The organism is Enterococcus rotai (assembly GCF_001465345.1).
Classification (GTDB): Bacteria; Bacillota; Bacilli; order Lactobacillales; family Enterococcaceae; genus Enterococcus_L; species Enterococcus_L rotai.
Window position 1 is genome coordinate 3,602,419 of sequence record NZ_CP013655.1, and the last position, 21,094, is coordinate 3,623,512.

Genomic DNA, 21,094 nt, shown 5'->3' on the forward strand with positions numbered 1-21,094 from the left:
AAAAATGATCTTTTCCTTATAGACTACTTTTCAATTTTGATATAGAATGAATAAGTAGTTAGATTTAAATACGTTTATACATTTATTAGATTTATTATTTTCTTATAACTGTTACATTCAAGAAAGAAATTTCACTTCCTTAACACAATTTCATTATAACAATATACCCCCTATTTTTCACCTTTTTATTAAAATAAAATATCTTTTATATCGTTATTATATGTTTGAATAAAAACAGTTACTTTAGCACTTTTTCTGGCTAAAGCAACTGTTTTTGTCTAATCTATTCTTTCTCAATCTTACAACCGTTGTAAGTCCCTTTTAATTTTCCCCATTATAAATAGCATCAGAGTAAGATTTTAGCTAAAGTAGTTGGTTATCTATGGTAAACTAATAGAGTCTAACTATCTATCTTAAAAGGAGTGATCTATTGAAGCCTAAATTTTTTTCAGGTAGCCAGTTAAAATGGATCGCCATTGTTACAATGTTACTCGACCATATAGCAAAAATCATTTCTTTTCGACCTTTCATAAATGGAGCTCTTCCTTATATGGTAGAAACAACTAAGCTATTTGGTTTAAGCCAAATCCTTTTCCCTATATTTATTCTAATTGGAAGGATTGCTTTTCCATTGTTTTGTTTTTTATTGGTTGAAGGCTTTGTCCATACTTCTAATACTAGAAGATATTTGGTACGGCTTTCCTTATTTGCACTGATTTCAGAAGTCCCTTACGATTTAGCTTTTTCACATCGCGTTATTGATTTTGACAGTCAAAATGTATTCTTCACGTTAGTAATTGGTTTAGTGGTCATTATAGGGGTAGAAAAATATACATTTACTTCTATTAAAAACAGCATACTCTCACTGATATTCATTGGTAGCGGAGTATTTTTAGCAGAGTGGCTCCAAACGGATTATGGTGGCTGGATCGGTATTTTACTCATCACTATTTTGTATCTATTTAGGCGTTCTTCATTGTTGAAGTGTATTTTAGGCGGATTGGTTCTTTTACAAAATAGTTGGTTTGGGCTGTTTGCTTTTATACCAATTTATTTTTACAACGGGCAACGTGGTAAACAATGGAAATATTTTTTTTATTGGTTTTATCCCGTTCATTTACTCGTTCTTTTTGCAATTCAACAATTTTTGGTTGTACCTTACCTGATTTAACAGAAAATCATTGTAAAAAAACAAGCCAACATCTAAAAATGTCAGCTTGTTTTTTATTTGTATTACATCATACCGCCCATACCCATTGAAGGATCCATTGGAGGCATGCTTGCTCCTGCTGGTTCAGGTTTATCTGCAACTACGGCTTCTGTAGTTAACAGTAAAGCTGAAACAGATGCAGCGTTTTGCAATGCTGAACGAGTTACTTTTGTTGGGTCAACGATTCCTGCTTCTACCATGTTTACCCACTCGCCTGTTGCAGCATTGAAGCCAATACCTAAATCAATATTTTTCAATTTATCAACAATTACTGAGCCTTCATAGCCCGCATTTTCAGCGATTTGACGAATTGGTTCTTCTAATGCACGAACTACGATTTTCACACCAGTTGCTACATCGCCTTCAACATCTAATGCAGTTACTTTACCAATAACATTGACTAAGGCTGTTCCACCACCGGAAACCATACCTTCTTCAACGGCTGCACGTGTTGCATTCAACGCATCTTCAATTCGTAATTTCAATTCTTTTAATTCTGTTTCTGTTGCAGCACCAACTTTGACTACGGCTACACCGCCTGCTAATTTAGCTAAACGTTCTTGTAGTTTTTCACGGTCAAAATCAGAAGTTGTTTCTGCAATTTGGTTTTTGATTAATTGGATACGAGCATCAATACCAGCTTTTTCGCCAGCACCTTCAACGATTGTTGTATTGTCTTTATCTACAACCACTTTGCTTGCATTCCCAAGGTTATCAATAGTTGTGTCTTTTAATTCAAGACCTAAATCGTCTGTGATCACTGTAGCACCTGTTAACATTGCAATATCTTCAAGCATTGCTTTACGACGATCACCAAATCCAGGAGCTTTTACAGCTACAACGTTGAATGTTCCACGGATTTTGTTTAACACTAATGTTGGTAAAGCTTCACCATCTACGTCATCAGCGATGATCAATAATGGACGGCTTTGTTGTAAAATTTGTTCTAACAAAGGTAAAATATCTTGAATATTCGAGATTTTTTTGTCCGTAATCAAGATATATGGATTTTCTAAAACGGCTTCCATTTTATCATTATCTGTTACCATATATTGTGATAAGTAACCACGGTCAAATTGCATTCCTTCAACTACGTCTAATTCAGTTTCGATCCCTTTTGATTCTTCGATGGTAATCACACCGTCATTACCAACTTTTTCCATTGCATCCGCAATCAATTGGCCAACACGTTCATCACCAGAAGAAACAGCCGCTACTTGAGCGATAGCCTCTTTTGAATCAACAACAGTTGAAATATTGTGTAATTCTTCAACCGCAGTTTTTGTTGCTAATTCGATCCCACGGCGAATGCCTAATGGATTAGCCCCTGCAGTAACGTTTTTCAAGCCTTCACGTACAATTGCTTGTGTCAAAACAGTAGCTGTTGTTGTTCCATCCCCAGCGATATCATTGGTTTTAGAAGCAACTTCAGAAACTAGTTTAGCACCCATGTTTTCAAAGTGATCTTCTAATTCGATTTCTTTAGCAATTGTCACACCATCATTTGTGATCAGTGGTGAACCAAAAGATTTTTCTAAAACAACGTTGCGGCCTTTAGGGCCTAATGTTACTTTTACTGTATCAGCTAAAATATCTACACCACGAAGCATTGCTGCGCGTGCATCTTCTGCGAATTTAATTTCTTTTGCCATAATTCCTTCACCTCAAAATAGTATTTTTTTATTTAAATGGTTTTGTCTCTGTTTTAAACGATCTATTCAACGATCGCAATAATATCTTTTCCAGAAACGATCAAGTATTCATTACCTTCATATTTAACTTCTGTACCAGAGTATTTTTCAAACATTACTGTGTCGCCTTCTTTAACAGCAGCAGGAACTTTTGTTCCGTTTTCTAGTACACGGCCTTCACCTACTGCGATAACTTTTCCTGTTTGCGGCTTTTCTTGAGCTGCTGATGCTAATACGATACCGCCTACTGTTTTTTCTTCTTCTTTCGCGACTTCAATAACGACGCGATCGCTTAATGGTTTTAACACAATAAATCCCTCCATAAAAAAATTTTTCTATGTTAGCACTCTTGGTTATCGAGTGCTAACTCACACTATTTATAATACTCATTTCCCCTTCACTTTGCAAGTCTTTTGACTAATTTTATAAAATAATTCTTTCCTTATTTCTATTTCTAAATTTAATAGACGACAAAGCATTTTTTCCTTTTGACTCGATTATTCCTTTCCTCTGAATCATTTCGTGGTAAAATACTTATAGAAAGAGAGGCGATAGAAATGAAACAACGAATCACAGGCGCTTTGATGGCTACAGGACTTTATTTGATCATTGCAAATGTTGGTAATTTCTTTTTTGGTGTAACCAGACGATTTGATTGGACAACGACTTTGTGGGAAGCAGCATTCTTCTTCGTATTTATCTTTCTATTATTAGGCTATCGTAATAAGCATAAGAAGTAACCCAAACTGTTTATACTATACTTTTCTTTATGCTAACAATTTTGAAAGGAGTTCTCTGCTTTTATGTCAACAACTATGTCTATAAAAAAATTAAGCATTACAACAATCCTACTCTATGGACTTGTCTTTTTCTCTCCATTTATTTTTAGACCATTTTCACCTGACATTGTCATTGGAGGCACAACATTTACTTATATCCTCGGGGCTGTTTTGATGATTTGGCTTTATTTCAACAATAAAAAAACTGCTATAACTCAAGTTGAGCAAAACGCTAAACTCAGATCACCTGTTTTCGTTATGTTGCTTGGCTTTAGTGGGATCTTTATAGCTATGATCATTCAAGCCATTGTCTTTAGTATTGAAACAGCAATTACTGGCGTTCAACCTAGCTCCCAAAATACTCAAAATATCATTGCTGTTATTTTAGCTAATCCACTATTTATCTTAGCAACTACGATTGGCGGACCGATTATGGAAGAATTCGTTTTTCGTCGTTCTTTGATTGGATTGACAGAAAGTTATACCGGTTTTTGGATTTCAGCTATTATAAGCTCCTCATTATTTTCAGTGATTCATCAAGACGGTCATTTTTTTGTTTATTTTTTCATGGGCTTCTTTTTCGCGCTACTTTATAAAATGACTGGAAAAATTTGGACCTCGATCATTGCGCATTGTGGAATGAACACACTCGTTGTGATTGCCCAACTGGTGATGCATTATGCCAATATCGAATTACCAAAATAGAGAATAGTCTAAACAAATAAATCCCATATGATTGCATTTCTTAAAATGCAATCATATGGGATTTTTATTACTCTTTTTCGTTTTCGATTTCTGTATCGACTAATTCACTGTCGTGATGCAAGAAATAAATCAACGTTTGTAATTCATTCGTCAAATCCACGTTTTGGATCAACACGTCTGTAGGTGCTACTAATCGAGCTGCTGTAAAGTTCAAGATCCCTTTTACTCCAGCATCTGCTAATTGGCTAACAACTTCTTGCGCTTTTCTAGCAGGTAAAGTTAAAATAGCCACTTCGATTTGCTGTACTCGAATTTGTTCCATCATATCCGTCATTGGATAAACCGGAATACCATCAACAATTCTTCCTACAATGTCATCGTTGACATCAAAGGCACAACTTACACGAATACTGTTGCTTTGATGGAATTTATATTTTAGTAAGGCACTACCTAAGTTACCTACACCAATCAAAGCGACATTCGTTAATTCATCATCATTCAGTGTCTTTGCAAAGAAATTCATCAAATTCTCTACATCATAACCATAGCCGCGCTTACCTAATTCGCCGAAATAAGAAAAATCACGTCGAATCGTTGCGCTATCTACTTGAACCGCTTCGCTTAACTCAGTAGATGATACTTTATTTTTTCCTGCATCATGCAGAATTCTCAAATAACGATAATATAGGGGAAGGCGTCTTGCCGTTGCTTTTGGAATAATTTGGTCTTTCACAATCGTACCTCCAATACTCTAAATATAGACAAATATCCACCTCTCATAATAGCAGTTGTTCCAGATAAAAAGCAATCTTACAGCTCAGAAAAAGAAACATTTTTCAAACTTTCTTAAAATTGTTCTGATAATTTTTTTCTCAAGCTGTTGGATGGGTGCTATTTTGAATCAATTTATGCTACACTAAAGGCATTGAAATAGAAATGAGGTTACCCTATGATTTTACTCCAAGCAAATCAAATCGCCCGTTATTTCGGTGCGGACACTTTGTTTGATAACATACAAATGGAGATCAGTACAAACAGCCGGATTGCCTTAGTCGGCCGCAATGGTGCTGGTAAATCTACTCTTTTAAAAATCATCGCTGGAATCGATGCACCTGATGCCGGCACGATTGCTAAAAATAAAACAGCTAGTTTAGGCTATTTGGCCCAAGATACAGGACTTGATTCTAATAAAACCGTGTGGGATGAAATGCTTGAAGCTTTTGCTGAAGTCATCACAATGGAAAAACGAATGCGTGAACTTGAATTGATCATTAGTGAACTGTTACCAGATGCATCAAATTATGAATCGGTTATGAAAGAATATGATCGCTTACAGCACGAGTTTTCAGAAAAAAATGGCTATGGTTATGAGAACGAGATTCGTTCGGTCTTGCATGGTTTTGGCTTTAAAGAAGAATTTTATTCAAAAAATATCAGTACGTTATCTGGGGGACAAAAAACTCGTTTGGCTTTAGCTCGAATGTTACTGCAAAAACCTGATATCTTGATCCTCGATGAACCAACCAACCATTTAGATATCGACACTCTTTCTTGGTTGGAGAACTATTTACCTAATTATTCTGGTGCTCTTTTGATTGTTTCACATGACCGCTACTTTTTGGATAAAGTTGTTAATGAGGTCTATGAGATCAGTCGCCATAAAATGCGTTATTACAAAGGAAATTATTCAAAATATTTGGAATTAAAAGCCGAGCAGCTGACCAGTGAATGGAAAGCATACGAAAAACAACAAACTGAAATCAACAAGCTCGAGGATTTTGTCGCCCGTAATTTAGTTAGAGCTTCCACGACCAAACGAGCACAAAGTCGCCGCAAAACGTTAGAGAAAATGGAACGCCTAGACCGCCCTCAAGGAGATGAAAAATCAGCAAATTTTCTTTTTGGAATTGAGAAAGTTTCTGGAAATGTCGTCTTACAAGTAGAAGATGCCGCTATTGGGTATGACGCTCGTATCTTATCTGAACCTGTTTCAATAGATATTCGGCGACAAGAAGCCATTGCTCTGGTCGGTCCTAACGGAATTGGAAAATCAACATTGCTAAAATCGATAATTGGAAAAATTCCCTTCATTAAAGGTAGCGCAACGCTTGGAACTAATGTACAAATTGGCTATTATGACCAGGAACAAGCCAACTTGCATGGCACAAAAACAGTTTTAGCAGAGCTGTGGGATGAACATCCTACTACTCCTGAAAAAGACATTCGTAATATTTTAGGTAGCTTTTTATTTAGTGGAAATGATGTTGAAAAAACAATTCCTCTGTTAAGCGGCGGTGAAAAAGCCCGTGTTGCATTAGCTAAACTTTCAATGGATAAAGAAAACTTTTTAATTCTTGATGAACCAACCAACCATTTAGACATAGATAATAAAGAAGTCTTAGAAAATGCCTTGATTGATTATGAAGGTACACTTTTATTTGTCTCCCATGACCGCTATTTTATTAATCGAATTGCCACCAAAGTGATTGAACTTTCTGAAACTGGCAGTAAGCTCTATTTAGGTGATTACGATTACTATTTAGAAAAGAAAAAGGAAGAAGAAGAATTGGCTGCCCTATTAGCTGAACAAACTTCCGTAAAACAAACTGAAACCGCAAAACCAAAAAATGATTTTTATCAAAATAAAGAACAACAAAAAATAGTACGTAATTTAAGTCGCAAAATCACGCAAATCGAAGAAAATTTAGCTACTTTGGATACGACGATTGCAGAAATCGAACAAACGATGAGTGATCCAAAGCTCGTCGATGACCACATGCAACTTATGGCTTTGAACGAGTCATTAGAAGCCCAGCGAACTCAACAAGAACAATTGTTGACGGAGTGGGAAAATCTTAGTTTAGAGCTTGAAGAGTTAGAAGAAAATAATTGACGAAAGGTGGACAATCATGACGTCAAAACGTATGAATGTAACACAACCTAAGTATCAACAAATTGCTGTTGATGTAGCCTCCAAAATTGTTGATCAAACTTTTTTAGTTGGAGATAAAATCCACGCACGATCTACTCTGGCAAATAAATACAGTGTATCTCCTGAAACTGCACGTAAGGCAATCAGTGTATTAGTTGATTTAGAAATTGTCCAAGCCAAGCATGGCAGCGGCTTTTATGTTCATTCAATTGAGAAAGCCAAGCTTTTCGTCGATCAATACCAGGATGTCCAATCGATCCATGACTTAAAAGAAAACCTGATCAGCAGTGTCAAAAAACAAAAAGAAGAATTAAGCTACTTTTCAGAAATATTAGATAAACTTGTTGGCCAAACGAAACGTTTTGACTCATTCAACCCGTTGAATCCAGTCACTTTTACGCTAACGGATGATGCAGTGCATCTTGAAATGACGATCAGCGAATTGAATTTATGGCAAAGCACCTCTGCTACTCTGATTGCAATCAAGCATGGAGACGAACTGCTAGTCTCCCCTGGACCCTATGCAAAGCTTACTTCTGGTGATACAATTTATTTTGTCGGTCATGAATCAACGTTGCAACGAGTTCAGAATTTTTTCTACCCAAATTCATAATCTAAAGAGTTATCAACCCCATTTGTGGATTGATAGCTCTTTTTTCTTTCTTCTTATCTATAAAGCAAGCAATTTGACAAAGTGACTAGCCGATGTTAACCTAGAATGGTCACTTTTTTTACAGAAAAGAAATTGATTTTCTTTACATTACTCTGTAAAAGCAAAAAGAAAGAGTGTATTGAACTTTTAGTGTTATATAGCTTCGCAGGCTAGCTCTTTGGGAAAAAGATAAAATCCGATTGTGGCAAATAACGCCACATTCTGATTTTCCTATTTTCCTGTCAGAGCTGGACGAGCCTGCTAAGCTTTTAAAATAAGGAGGAATTTTGTTTTGCCCAAAGTAAAAGTATCGCATTTAACAAAAATATTCGGTAAAAGATCAAAGCAAGCACTGGATATGATCAAAGAAAACAAGGATAAGACCGAGATCTTGAAGAAGACTGGTGCTACTGTCGGGGTTTACGATGTAAATTTTGAAGTAGAAGAAGGGGAAATCTTCGTGATCATGGGACTTTCAGGTAGTGGGAAGTCTACGTTGATTCGTCTTTTGAACCGCCTGATCGAGCCAACTTCAGGAAATATTTTTATTGATAATCAAGATATCTCAAAATTGGATAAAGAAGGCCTTAGAGAAGTTCGTCGTAATAAGATGAGCATGGTATTCCAAAATTTCGGTCTATTCCCTCACCGCACCATTTTAGAAAATACAGAATATGGTTTAGAAGTTCGCGGTGTCCCAAAAGAAGAACGTACTGCTAAAGCCGAACAAGCGTTAGAAAACTCAAGCTTACTCGCTTTTAAAGATCAGTTTCCTAAACAGCTGTCTGGCGGAATGCAACAACGTGTTGGCTTAGCCAGAGCCTTAGCTAACGATCCAGAAATTTTACTGATGGATGAAGCCTTTTCTGCTCTTGATCCGTTGATTCGTCGAGAAATGCAAGATGAATTAGTAGATCTACAAGAAAATGTGAAAAAGACGATCATCTTTATCACACATGATTTAAATGAAGCATTACGTATCGGCGATCGAATTGCTCTAATGAAAGACGGTCAGATTATGCAAATTGGTACTGGTGAAGAAATCTTAACAAACCCAGCCAATGATTACGTTCGTACCTTCGTTGAAGATGTGGATCGTTCTAAGGTTTTAACTGCTCAAAATATCATGGTTCCTGCATTAACAACTAATATTGAAATTGACGGCCCAACGGTTGCTTTAACACGGATGCGTCAAGAAGAAGTTAGTATGCTTTTAGCTGTTGATAAAAAACGTCAACTAAAAGGGGTCGTCCGAGCTGAGCGAGCGTTAGAAGCACGTAAAGCAGGTAAACCATTAACTGATTATGTGGATACAGATATCACTTCTATCGACAAAGATATGCTCGTCAACGATATTTTTCCAATCATCTATGATTCACCTACACCAGTTGCTGTAACGGACAACAATAAATTGCTTGGTGTCGTCATTCGAGGCAGCGTTCTTGAAGCATTAGCAGAAACAGAGGTGAATATCAATGAATAATTATCAATTACCAGTAGCAAGTTGGGTAGAAACGATCACAGAATGGATGACGAATACTTTTTCAGGAGTTTTCAGTTTCTTCCAATCAACAGGTCAAAGTTTAATGGACGGAATCACCTCTCTATTAGTTGCGATTCCTCCCGTACTATTTATCATTATTTTAACTGCCATTGCATTTTTTATTTCAAATAAGAAAATTGGTTTAAGCTTGTTCACACTGATCGGGTTACTTTTCATTTACAATCAAAATTTATGGACAGATTTAATGAGTACCGTAACTTTAGTTTTACTTTCTAGTGTAGTTTCCATCGTCATTGGTGTACCATTAGGAATTTTAATGGCAAAAAGTAATAAAGCGCAAAGCATTATTACCCCTATTTTAGATTTCATGCAAACAATGCCTGGATTTGTGTATTTGATTCCTGCAGTGGCATTCTTCGGAATCGGGATGGTTCCTGGGGTATTTGCCTCAGTGATCTTTGCATTGCCACCAACTGTTCGTTTTACCAATCTTGGGATTCGTCAAGTACCGAAAGAATTAGTTGAAGCTTCTGATTCATTTGGTAGTACCGGTTGGCAAAAACTATTCAAACTTGAGTTACCATTAGCTAAAAATACGATCATGGCGGGGGTCAACCAGACAACAATGCTGGCACTTTCTATGGTGGTTATCGCATCAATGATCGGTGCTCCTGGACTTGGCCGCGGCGTTCTTTCTGCCTTACAACGTGCCCAAGTCGGAAATGGTTTTGTTAATGGGGTTGCTTTAGTTATTTTAGCGATTATCATTGATCGTTTTACTCAAAATTTAAATAAGAAAAAATCAACGCCAGCTAAATCAAAATTATCTAAAAAACAAAAAATTGGTGGCACTGCTGTTGCTATTGTAGCGATTATCGCTTTGATCGCCGGCTCTACTCTGTTCTCTTCTGCAAAAAATGAAGAAAAAAATATTTCTCTTTCTTATGTAGAATGGGATACAGAAGTTGCCTCAACTCATGTGATCGGTGAAGTGTTAAAAGATGTTGGTTACAATGTCTCACTGACACCGCTAGATAATGCCATTATGTGGGAATCTCTCTCAAAAGGGGAAACAGATGCAATGGTTGCCGCTTGGCTTCCTGGAACTCATGGTGAGCAATACAAACAATATAAAAATAAAGTGGATGATTTAGGTGAAAACTTAAAAGGTGCTAAACTTGGTATCGTTGTTCCACAATACATGGACGTTAATTCAATTGAAGATTTAAAAGATCAAGCTGGTAAAAAAATCACCGGGATCGAACCTGGTGCAGGTGTTGTTGCGGCTGCTGAAAAAACACAAAAAGCTTATAACAACTTATCTGATTGGTCAGTTGAAACTTCTTCTTCTGGTGCCATGACCGTTGCTCTTGGACAAGCCATCAAAAACAAAGAAGAGATTGTTATTACGGGTTGGTCTCCACATTGGATGTTTGCTAAATACGATCTTAAATATTTAGAAGATCCAAAAGGCACAATGGGCAAAGAAGAAACAATTCACACAATGGCTAGAAAAGGATTAGAAAAAGAAAATCCTGAAGCCTATAACATCTTGAAAAATTTCCATTGGACAAAAGAAGATATGGAATCTGTAATGTTGGAAATCAATAACGGAACTGAACCAACTCAAGCTGCCAGAGACTGGATAGACAGTCACTCAAAAGAAGTAGCTGAGTGGAAAAAATAAAAAAAGAACTGACCATGATAATTGTGGTCAGTTCTTTTTTTATTTTGGAATGCTTTTTTGCCTTTTAGCTTTGACGTGATTCCTAGTATGGGAACTTCTCTCCCTCTGGTCGCCAAGTACTGTTCATCATCTGCTCTGGCGAAGCCAGTCGTAGTCCTTCAATTCTTAGAGATTTAGCTCTTAGAAATTGATGAGATCGAAACGCAGTGTAGTGATTCACAGCAAATACCGCTCGGCTGGGTGACCGAGCGGAAAGGAGTTCTTTTTTACTTGAGGAGTAAAAATGAAAAAGTGTTTTGTTTGGGTTTGTTATTGGGTATGTATTTATAATAACTGGAAGATTTGAAGAAACTATGCCTAAATCATTTAGGTTTTCTATAGAATACTTAAGAAAACCTAAATACTATTTTCTTATAAGAAAAACCAATGATCCTATCTAACGTATTCCGTTAGACATAATCATTGGTCTATTTTTATTATTTAGGTGTTACATACGCTAGTGTATTGGCAGTGTCTTTGTCAATCACTCTAAATGAAACCATCCCTAAACCAGCTACATTCATTTCTGAAATTAGGATTGAACCATCTTCATAGACATGCTCTACAAATGCCACATGTCCATATGTTCCATCTGCTCCTGCAACTGTAGGTTGGAAGCTAACTGCGGTACCTGCTTTTGGTTTGTTTGTTACTTCATAACCATTGGCTTTTCCTGTTGCACCCCAGTCCATCCCGTTACCCATAGTTGTTTCAACATAACCATCTAATTGAACGATACGATTATAAACATATTGCGTACAATTACCTGCTGCATAAGCTTCTGAACCAGTATAAGTTTCTCCAGTGTATTCTTTAAAATCACTATCTGGATGACTATCCGTTACGATAATACCACTAGTTGATGTAGATGGTTTTTCCTTATCGTATTCAGTCAAATCATATTCTTCGATAAATGCATTCAGCTTTTGATCGTAGCTAGTATCAGTAGCATAAACACCAGTTAAAGATTTCGTTGCTTCACGATAACTAACTGCATTGGCTTTCCATGTTCCTGAATAGATTTCTTTATTTGAATCAATGCCTTCTTTCATCAACTTAGCGTAGTCTTCAAAAGACTCTTTGTAGCTAGGGTATTTTTTAAAAGATGCATCGATTGAGTACCAATTACCAGATCCGTCATCTTCCTGTGTAGAAAAGACAACTTTTTCTCCTTTGTACTCCCCTTTGATTCCGAAAAGATTATGATATGGTTGTTGACTCAAATCACTGTTACCAGAACCTGTCTCCAAAATAGCTTGGGCAATCATGACAGATGCGTAGAGATCATTTTTTTGTCCAACAGCACGGGCTTTTTCACCGATACGGCGAATAAATGTTTCTGTTGGTTCGTTTTTCAAGACTTTGATGTCTTGATTCAATTGTGCAGCTGCATCATAAACAGGCGCTGGTTGTGGTACTTCTACCGGTGCCGTTTCTGCAGGTGCTGGTTCAACGGGTGCACCTGGCTGCGGAGTTACAGGTACTTCCTCATGACTGTTTGCAGGAGGTTGGACCGTTTCTGAAGATTCTGTTGTCGTATCAGTTGTTGTTTCAGTCGTCCCAGTTTCCGTTTCTGAAGTTGATGAATCGGTTGTGGGCGGCGTTACTTCTGTTGAAGAAGTATCCGTTGTTTCGGTTGGACTTTCTTCGATAACATTTGATTCCGATTCCGACTGAGTTAATTCATCTGCATGGCTAATCACAGGGATTAAATTAACACTGAGCAATACACAAATCATCTGGAGTGATAATAGTTTTCTTTTCATTCATTTTAGTTCCTCTCACATGTATTAAAGATTCAATTATTTTTTAGAATCCATCACTCATTTTTAGGTTGTCTCCATAGAACTGCCTGATTTTAAGCAGTTGGGTGACCTTGTCGTGATTTTAAAGTGCTAAATCTGACTGTAGCTTCTTAAGCTAGTAAAGCATTCTGAGTGTGAGAATATCATGAACTTCCGATTGTTCTTGCACTTCTTGTGATGTTTCTCCATAGCTTCACCTACCCATTTCCTCTAAAAACCGCATTTAACCTTCTATAAGTTGAGTTTATTTTACCATAAGTATGTTGGAAAATCTTGCACTTGACTCAAAAGATTGGAAAGTTTCGAAAAAAATTCACGTTTCAGTCAAAAAGAGAGCGATTTTGTTAAAAATAAGTAGCAATAGTAAAATAACGCTTATTTTATTACTTTTCAGCCAATCTAACTTTTTTTAAAATCGCTCTAGCTATTTCCTGATTTAACGGCTTTTGATTTTCTAATAAAGCTGTTACTTTCCCCACTTCATCCCCAATTGCTCCAACAGTTAAAGCAAGTGAACGGCTTTGCATTGACATATGTCCTTTTTGAATCCCTTCTGTTACTAATGCTTTGAGAGCAGCTAAATTTTGGGCAAGTCCCAAGGCGGCTATAACTTCCATTAACGAAATTGCCGAATCAACTTTCAATATTTCTAAAGCAATTTTAGCTTTGGGCAACACATTCGTTGCCCCACCTACGGTTGCAATGGCTAACGGAACAGTCAGAGTCCCAACCAGCGTCTCTTCTTTCATGCTCCAACAGCTCAATCCACGATATTGGCCCTCTTTCACCGCATACGCATGACAAGCAGCTGCAATCGCTCTAGTATCGTTTCCAGTTGCTAAAACAACTGCATCAATGCCATTCATAATGCCCTTATTGTGCGTTGCAGCTCGATAAGGATCAACTTTTGCTAGTTCAGAAGCCTGAACGATTTTCTCTGCTACCAATTTCCCGCTGATTTCGCCTTTGTTTAAAAGAGAAAAAGGAATCTCACAAGTTGCCGTTACCAATGACTCTGTTGAATAGTTACTTAAGATACTGAATAAAATTTTCTCGTTAGGCAACTCTTGTTGTAAACGCTCCGCCACAGCTTCTAAAATCGTATTGACAATATTAGCCCCCATGGCATCTTTGACATCAATGAATAAATCAAGTGATAGAAATTGAGAGGCTGCTAACCAGCGGATCGACATTTTTTCCAAGCCTCCCCCTCGCTTAATGATCGAAGGATAACTTTGACGTGCCACTTCAAAAATCTCAGCTTCTCTGCTTTCAATCAGCCGACGCAACTCATTTTCATCCTCAACATCATAAAAGACGATCTGTCCTCGCATTAAACGTTGGCTGACCGATGCTCTAAAACCACCTGCTATTTTTACTATCCTCGCGCCATTGCTAGCCGCTGCAATCACAGAAGGTTCTTCTGTTGCCATCGGAATAACGAATTCAGCATCATTGACCACGAAGTTTTGAGCTATTCCAAGCGGTATACTGATTTCGCTAATTTGATTTTCAATCAAGTTATTAGCGATATCTGCTGGTAGCGCAACATTATATAATAGCTCATTTTTGCTCTCTCGATCAATCGTTCCAGCATCTTCTAGTTTTTGTAGTCTTTCCTCACGAGATAACTGATAAAATTTCCGCTGTGTATCTGTCTCTGTTTGACATTCAATCAATAGGGCTAAGCCAAGCCCTCCACCTACACACAGTGAAGCAATTCCGTATTGCTTGCCTTTAGCTTTTAAACTATGAGCTAGTGTCGTAATGACCCGTGCACCAGAAGCGCCGATAGGATGCCCCAAAGCGATCCCCCCACCTTTAGTATTGACTTTATCCTCTGGTAACCCTAGCTCGTTGGTCACAGCTATCGATGTAGCTGCAAAAGCCTCATTGATTTCGAATAAATCAATATCACTGATCTTCAATTGATTATTCTCTAATAATTGACCAACGGCTTTTACTGGAGAAACACCCATGATAGAAGGGTCAATCCCAATCTCGGTGTAATCTTTGATCGTCGCTAAATAAGGCAATCCCTGCTCAATGGCATAGCTTTTTGAAGCTAAAATCAAGACAGCTGCACCATCGTTGATTGTTGAAGAATTTCCTGCTGTTACCGTACCATTTTCTTCAAATGCTGGTTTTAATGTCTCTAAATGATCCAATGTCATCTCTGAAGAAATTCCTTCGTCCTCATCAATGACCTCACCTGATTCCAATCTTATAGGTAGTATTTCTTGAGCGAATAGACCTTCTTTTTGAGCTTTTGCTGCTTTAAGATGTGATTTCAATGCAAATTCATCTTGCGCCACTCGACTAATCTTGAATTGCTTTGCGACCTTTTCAGCTGTAACACCCATTGGTTCTTGTGTAAATGCATCCTTTAAACCATCGTTCCACATACTAGAAGTTGATGTGTCATATGTATTTGTTTCAGCAAGATATTTTTTTATTTTCGGTGCTTGCGTCATACTTTCTACTCCGCCTGCAACAACAATCTCAGCTTTTCCTAATTGGATCAATTGTTCCGCCAAAATAACGGCTTTCATACCTGAGCCACACACTTCATTGATTGTCATGGCTGGTATTGTTTCTGATAATCCTGCACCTAAAGCGATTTGCCTAGCTGGATTTTGTCCTAAACCTGCTTGCAGTACATTTCCAAAAATAACTTGTTTAATATCTTTGGTATTGATTTCATTTCTATCTATAATTTGTTTGACTACTGTTTTGCCTAACTCTACTGCCGAAACAGAACTTAAACTGCCTTTATACTTTCCAATCGGCGTACGTGCAGCGTCAATAATAACAACTTCTTTCAAAAAAGCACCCCCTCATGAGAATATAGCATTTTTATTCTATCAAAAGCAATTACTTTTGTGAAATAGAAGAAAATTAAAAATTCTTTAACCATTCTTAAACTATCGCCTTTTTTTGACTACTTTTCTGCGGAAATATGGTACCTTATAATTGGAGCTTTTTTAAATTTGAAGGGAAGTAGATTTTTATGAATATTGGTATTGATAAGTTATCTTTTTATGTTCCAAATTTGTATCTTGATATGACTGACCTTGCAAATGCCAGAGACACAGATCCTATGAAGTTTCATGTTGGTATTGGGCAAGACCAAATGGCGGTTAATCCTGTTAGTCAAGATATTATCACATTTGGAGCAAATGCAGCGGCTGCAATTTTGAGTCAAGCTGATAAAGAACAAATCGACATGGTGATTGTTGGAACAGAATCCGGTTATGATTCTTCAAAAGCTTCGGCTGTAATCATTCATCATTTATTAGATATCCAGCCTTTTGCTCGCTCATTTGAGATAAAAGAAGCTTGCTACGGGGCTACAGCAGCAATAAAAATGGCAACAGATTATGTACGAAGTCATCCAGAGCGTAAAGTATTAGTGGTTGCCTCTGATTTATCTCGCTATGGTTTACATTCAGATGGTGAACCAACACAAGGAGCTGGTGCTGTTGCACTTTTAATCAGTAAAGATCCTCGTGTGTTAGTCTTAGAAAATGATAGTGTATTTTTTACAAATGATATTTATGATTTCTGGCGACCTGTTTATGAAGAGTTTCCTTTGGTAGATGGTCCTTTATCAAATGAAACCTATCTTCAATCTTTTGCTACCGTTTGGGCGCAGCATAAACAGCAAACTGGGTTGACTTTAGAAGATTATGCTGCTCTTTGCTTCCATATTCCTTATACAAAAATAGGCAAAAAAGCTCTATTGAGCATTGCTGAAGAAACTGATGAAAAAACACTCGAACGACTTATGGCTCAATATGAAGAAAGTATTACTTATAGTCGACGAGTTGGGAACTTATATACTGGTTCATTATATTTAGGGTTGATTTCTTTATTAGAAAATAGTTTTTCCTTAGAAGCAGGTTCAAAAATTGGTTTATTCAGTTATGGATCTGGCGCTGTCAGTGAATTTTTCTCTGGTTATTTAGTAGAAGGGTATCAAAATCAGTTACACAGCGTAGAACATCAAGAGCTTCTTGATAATCGCAAGCAGCTTTCTATAGAAGACTATGAAAACGTCTTTAGCGAAAGTTTACCGAATGACGGCCAATCTGTCTCTTTTGCAGATCCTGTCCCTTATTCGATTGAAAAAGCGGAGAATCATATTCGTTATTATCGTACAGATAACTAAAATTAAATAACTGAGCCGTAACTTGTCTGCTACGGCTCAGTTATTTAGTTTAGTCTAAAATAGTTTTATTATATTTCCATTTGGTTTGCTATTTCCGGTACATCTTAAACTCTAAAAACAAGTCATTATAAATCCCCAAATATTTTGCCCCTAGGTCCTCATAAACCTCCAGATGTTTGATAACTTCATCATTAGGATAAAATTGTTCATCGCTAGAGATTTCTTCTGGCAATAGTTTTTCAGCTATTTTATTAGGTGTAGAATAACCAATGTATTCAGCATTTTGAGCAGCATTTTCAGGTCGTAGCATAAAGTTGATAAAATCATATGAGCCTTTAATGTTTTTAGCAGTTTTAGGAATCACAATATTGTCAAACCACAAATTTGATCCTTCTGCTGGAATGACATAATGCAGATGTTCATTGCTCGTAAGCATTTCAGCAGCTTCACCTGAAAACGTCACAGCTACTGCACTTTCTTCATTGATCATATACATTTTGATTTCATCCGCTACGATCGCTTTTACATTTGTGGTCAGTTTATTTAGTTTATCCGTTGCAGCTCTTAACTCTTGATTGTTCTTGCTGTTCAAAGAATAGCCCAAACTATTCAATGATAATCCCAATACTTCTCGTGCACCATCAATGAGCATCACGTTATCTTTTAATTCTGGCTTCCATAAATCATCCCAGTGCTTGATTTCATCTTTGCCGATGAATTTGTCATTATAGATAATGCCTAACGTCCCCCAGAAATAAGGAATCGAGTATTTATTTTGCGGATCAAAATCTAAATTCAAAAAGCGTTCATCAATGTTTTCTAACCCTTTTAATTTTTTATGATCGATCGGTAAGAGCATTTTTTCTTTCATCATTTTTTGAATCATATATTCTGAAGGAATCGTAATATCATAAGCGGTCCCACCTTGCTGGATCTTGGTAAACATGGCTTCATTTGAATCGAATGTTTCATAATTAACCTTGTAGCCTGATTCTTTTTCAAATTTACGCAATAGATCAGGGTCGATATAGTCACCCCAATTGTAAATCGTCAATGTGTCTGCACCAGCCATACCACTCGCTTTTTCCAGTTGATGTACGCCTAAAAATAAGATCAAAATGATCACTAAAATACCAATAAACAAAGATTGTAGTTTTTTCATTTTAGGTTAGCCACCTCACTCTGTTCTCGGCGCAGTTTTTTGATTCGTTTTGATGTATTATCTTGGCTGATAAAATAGTAGCCGATCACTAAAATCATCGAGAAGATAAATACTAATGCACTCAAAGCATTGATTTCCAAACTAATTCCTTGTCTTGCTCTAGAATAAATTTCAACTGATAATGTGGAGAATCCATTTCCTGTAACGAAAAAGGTCACGGCAAAATCATCAAGTGAGTAGGTAAACGCCATAAAATAGCCAGCGATGATACCTGGCGCTAAAAATGGCAAGATAATATTTTTAATCACCTGAAAGTTATTTGCTCCTAAATCACGAGCTGCATCGACCATAGAATCGTTCATCTCTTGAAGTTTCGGCAAAACCATCAACACAACGATTGGGATACTAAAAGCGATATGAGATAATAAAACACTAGTAAAGCCTAAGCTAATAAATCCAACGGCAGTGAAAAAAATCAAAAAACTAGCACCAATAATAACATCTGGGGAAACAAGTAAAATATTGTTAAAGCTCATTAGTGTTGTTCTCGTTTTTCTTTTCTTCGTATAATAGATGGCCATTGCGCCAAACGTACCGATCATCGTTGCTAGCAGAGCTGATAAAAAGGCCAACAAGAATGTATTCAGCACAATGATCAACAAACGAGTATCTTCAAAAACAGCTGTATAGTTATCAAGTGTAAATCCAGTAAATGTATTCATTGTGTCAGTATCATTGAATGAATAGAAAATCAGGTAAAAAATTGGCGCATACAATAAAGCAAAAACGATGATCAGATAAAGATAGGACCATTTAAATTTTTTCTTTGTCATTTCACTCGCCCCTTTTTCTTCTTCTCACCCGTTAATAGCATTACAACGAACATAGCCACGATCAAAATCACACCGATCGTTGAACCCATGCCCCAATTTTGTGTGACCATAAAGTGCTCTTCGATCGCCGTCCCAAGTGTGATCACTCGATTTCCACCAATCAAACGAGTTAGCATGAATAATGAAAGTGACGGAATAAAAACAGCTTGAACCCCACTTTTCACCCCATTCAAAGAAAGAGGAAAAATCACCCGCTGAAACGTCTCAACACTATTCGCACCTAAATCACGACTCGCACTGATCAAGGAAGGATTCAGCTCTTCCAAAGCATTGAAAATCGGCAAAATCATAAAGGGTATTTCAATATATGTCGCGACAAACAAAAAACTAAAATCGGTAAATAGAATCTGATGCGGTCCAATTCCGATAAAGCTTAAAAACTCATTAATATTTCCATGAATGCTAAAGATCCCGATAAACGCATAGGCTTTTAGTAACAAATTGACCCAAGTTGGTAAAATCACTAACATCAACCATAATTGTTTATGTTTTAACTTAGTCAAAAAATAGGCTGTAGGATAGCTGATCAACAGCGTAAATATTGTAATCAAAAAAGCATACCAAACAGAATTTAGGGTCATACTCAAGTAGGTTCCAGAAGTAAAGTAAGTTTGATAATTTCCCAAAGTGAAGTGTCCATTCATATCGAAAAACGATTGGTAAATGATCATCAAAACCGGTGCAATCACAAATAATAATAGCCACATCATATAAGGAATTGAATAAATCCGACGCATTGTTTTCATTAATCTTCCCCCTATTCTTCGTAGCTTTCTAAACGAGCATCAAATTCTTCTTCAGATTCATTGAAGCGCATTACGTGAATATCTTCTGGTTCAAAAAAGAGTCCAACCTTGGCACCTTCTGTGGCTTTCCTAGTTGAATGAACCATCCACTCATTATGATCTTCATCGTGACAAATGATCTCATAATGAACCCCACGAAATAACTGTGTATCGACCGTCACGACTAGTTTCCCTTTATCCGCTGTAGTAATCGTTAAGTCTTCTGGACGTAATACGATTTCAACAGCTTCATTTTGGCGCATGCCGCCATCCACACATTCAAAGCGTTTGCCGACAAATTCAACGAGATTGTCTTCAATCATCGTACCGTTGACAATATTACTTTCTCCTACAAAATCAGCTACAAAATGATTGATTGGCTCATCATAAATATCGACAGGTGTTCCACTTTGCACAATATGCCCTTTGTTCATCACAAAAATCTCATCGCTCATAGCCAAAGCTTCTTCTTGATCATGAGTCACAAAAATAAAGGTAATGCCTAAACGTTGTTGTAAATCACGGAGCTCATATTGCATATCTGTCCGCAATTTCAAATCTAAAGCCGACAATGGTTCATCTAATAATAAAACCTTAGGCTCATTGACAATAGCACGAGCGATAGCCACACGTTGGCGCTGACCACCTGACATTTCACTGATTTCACGCACCTCATAACCAGGCAATTGCACCATCCGTAATGCATCTTTGACTTTTTTTTCAATTTCTTTTTTAGGTGTCTTTTTGATTTTCAAACCGAACGCTACATTATCAAAGACATTCATATGGGGAAACAAAGCATAATCTTGAAAAACCGTATTGACCTGACGTTTATTTGCTGGGATATCATTGATTCGTTGTCCATCAAAATAAATATCTCCCTCAGTAGCATCGACAAAACCTGCTAAAATACGTAAAATTGTGGTTTTCCCACAACCAGAAGGCCCTAACAGAGTATAAAATTTCCCTTGTTCAATCTCAAAACTAACATTTTTTAATACTTTTTCATCATCATATTCTTTCACAACGTTTTCAAACGTAATAATATTTTTTTTCACTCGTTAATGCCTCCTATTATT

17 protein-coding genes are annotated in these 21,094 nt (G+C 36.9%); 8 read left to right on the forward strand and 9 right to left on the reverse strand.

Annotated elements, in window-relative coordinates; genetic code table 11:
• Positions 1-430 precede the first annotated feature (430 nt).
• Positions 431-1,171: a TraX family protein gene (locus ATZ35_RS16095; RefSeq protein ID WP_208928129.1), complete on the forward strand. Its 741-nt coding sequence runs from the start codon at positions 431-433 to the stop codon at positions 1,169-1,171.
• Positions 1,172-1,233: 62 nt separating this feature from the next.
• Here the strand turns inward: ATZ35_RS16095 and groL are convergent, their stop codons facing one another.
• Positions 1,234-2,862 carry a chaperonin GroEL gene (groL, locus tag ATZ35_RS16100; RefSeq protein WP_086278993.1) on the reverse strand — a complete coding sequence of 543 codons (1,629 nt, stop codon included), beginning with the start codon at positions 2,860-2,862 and terminating at the stop codon, positions 1,234-1,236.
• A 62-nt stretch (positions 2,863-2,924) separates the two neighbouring features.
• The gene (gene groES, locus ATZ35_RS16105; RefSeq protein WP_010773017.1) at positions 2,925-3,209 is read right to left on the reverse strand and encodes a co-chaperone GroES; all 285 of its coding nucleotides are present in this window, start codon (positions 3,207-3,209) and stop codon (positions 2,925-2,927) included.
• A 249-nt stretch (positions 3,210-3,458) separates the two neighbouring features.
• Between groES and ATZ35_RS16110 the strand changes: the two genes are divergently transcribed.
• Together ATZ35_RS16110 and ATZ35_RS16115 are read left to right on the forward strand one after the other, a co-directional pair.
• Positions 3,459-3,641, forward strand: coding sequence for a hypothetical protein (locus ATZ35_RS16110; RefSeq protein ID WP_208928130.1), 183 nt, complete (start codon positions 3,459-3,461; stop codon positions 3,639-3,641).
• A 75-nt stretch (positions 3,642-3,716) separates the two neighbouring features.
• Entirely contained in the window at positions 3,717-4,385 is a 669-nt protein-coding gene (locus ATZ35_RS16115) for a CPBP family intramembrane glutamic endopeptidase (RefSeq protein WP_208930518.1), read from the forward strand.
• 67 nt (positions 4,386-4,452) lie between these two features.
• On the opposite strand, the gene ATZ35_RS16120 is transcribed toward ATZ35_RS16115, so the two are convergent.
• Positions 4,453-5,118 (reverse strand): redox-sensing transcriptional repressor Rex, encoded by a 666-nt coding sequence (locus tag ATZ35_RS16120; RefSeq protein WP_208928131.1) that lies wholly within the window; start codon positions 5,116-5,118, stop codon positions 4,453-4,455.
• Between the two features lie 216 nt (positions 5,119-5,334).
• Between ATZ35_RS16120 and ATZ35_RS16125 the strand changes: the two genes are divergently transcribed.
• From ATZ35_RS16125 to ATZ35_RS16140, 4 genes are all read left to right on the forward strand, one after another.
• On the forward strand, positions 5,335-7,278 hold the full coding sequence (locus ATZ35_RS16125; RefSeq protein ID WP_208928132.1) for an ABC-F family ATP-binding cassette domain-containing protein: 1,944 nt from the start codon (positions 5,335-5,337) through the stop codon (positions 7,276-7,278).
• Between the two features lie 16 nt (positions 7,279-7,294).
• Positions 7,295-7,930: a GntR family transcriptional regulator gene (locus ATZ35_RS16130; protein ID WP_208928133.1), complete on the forward strand. Its 636-nt coding sequence runs from the start codon at positions 7,295-7,297 to the stop codon at positions 7,928-7,930.
• 331 nt (positions 7,931-8,261) lie between these two features.
• Positions 8,262-9,452 (forward strand): quaternary amine ABC transporter ATP-binding protein, encoded by a 1,191-nt coding sequence (locus tag ATZ35_RS16135; protein WP_208928134.1) that lies wholly within the window; start codon positions 8,262-8,264, stop codon positions 9,450-9,452.
• Positions 9,445-11,160, forward strand: a complete 1,716-nt coding sequence (locus tag ATZ35_RS16140; RefSeq protein WP_208928135.1) for an ABC transporter permease/substrate binding protein — start codon at positions 9,445-9,447, stop codon at positions 11,158-11,160. The genes ATZ35_RS16135 and ATZ35_RS16140 overlap by 8 nt, the downstream gene beginning before the upstream one ends.
• A gap of 476 nt (positions 11,161-11,636) precedes the next feature.
• Here ATZ35_RS16140 and ATZ35_RS16145 read toward each other — a convergent pair whose 3' ends face one another.
• Positions 11,637-12,965 carry a glucosaminidase domain-containing protein gene (locus ATZ35_RS16145; protein ID WP_208928136.1) on the reverse strand — a complete coding sequence of 443 codons (1,329 nt, stop codon included), beginning with the start codon at positions 12,963-12,965 and terminating at the stop codon, positions 11,637-11,639.
• Positions 12,966-13,387: 422 nt separating this feature from the next.
• Positions 13,388-15,829: a hydroxymethylglutaryl-CoA reductase, degradative gene (locus tag ATZ35_RS16150; RefSeq protein ID WP_208928137.1), complete on the reverse strand. Its 2,442-nt coding sequence runs from the start codon at positions 15,827-15,829 to the stop codon at positions 13,388-13,390.
• A gap of 185 nt (positions 15,830-16,014) precedes the next feature.
• On the opposite strand from ATZ35_RS16150, the gene ATZ35_RS16155 reads away from it, so the two are divergent.
• Positions 16,015-17,175 carry a hydroxymethylglutaryl-CoA synthase gene (locus ATZ35_RS16155; RefSeq protein WP_208928138.1) on the forward strand — a complete coding sequence of 387 codons (1,161 nt, stop codon included), beginning with the start codon at positions 16,015-16,017 and terminating at the stop codon, positions 17,173-17,175.
• A gap of 88 nt (positions 17,176-17,263) precedes the next feature.
• On the opposite strand, the gene ATZ35_RS16160 is transcribed toward ATZ35_RS16155, so the two are convergent.
• Genes ATZ35_RS16160 through ATZ35_RS16175 form a run of 4 tightly spaced genes read right to left on the reverse strand, consistent with a single transcriptional unit; the run spans position 17,264 to position 21,073 of the window.
• Positions 17,264-18,337 (reverse strand): ABC transporter substrate-binding protein, encoded by a 1,074-nt coding sequence (locus ATZ35_RS16160; RefSeq protein ID WP_208928139.1) that lies wholly within the window; start codon positions 18,335-18,337, stop codon positions 17,264-17,266.
• Positions 18,334-19,170, reverse strand: a complete 837-nt coding sequence (locus ATZ35_RS16165) for an ABC transporter permease (protein ID WP_086278972.1) — start codon at positions 19,168-19,170, stop codon at positions 18,334-18,336. Before ATZ35_RS16165 ends, ATZ35_RS16160 begins: the two co-directional genes overlap by 4 nt.
• Positions 19,167-19,976 carry an ABC transporter permease gene (locus ATZ35_RS16170; protein WP_208928140.1) on the reverse strand — a complete coding sequence of 270 codons (810 nt, stop codon included), beginning with the start codon at positions 19,974-19,976 and terminating at the stop codon, positions 19,167-19,169. The genes ATZ35_RS16165 and ATZ35_RS16170 overlap by 4 nt, the downstream gene beginning before the upstream one ends.
• 11 nt (positions 19,977-19,987) lie before the next feature.
• Positions 19,988-21,073 (reverse strand): ABC transporter ATP-binding protein, encoded by a 1,086-nt coding sequence (locus ATZ35_RS16175; RefSeq protein WP_208928141.1) that lies wholly within the window; start codon positions 21,071-21,073, stop codon positions 19,988-19,990.
• Between the last annotated feature and the right edge of the window lie 21 nt (positions 21,074-21,094).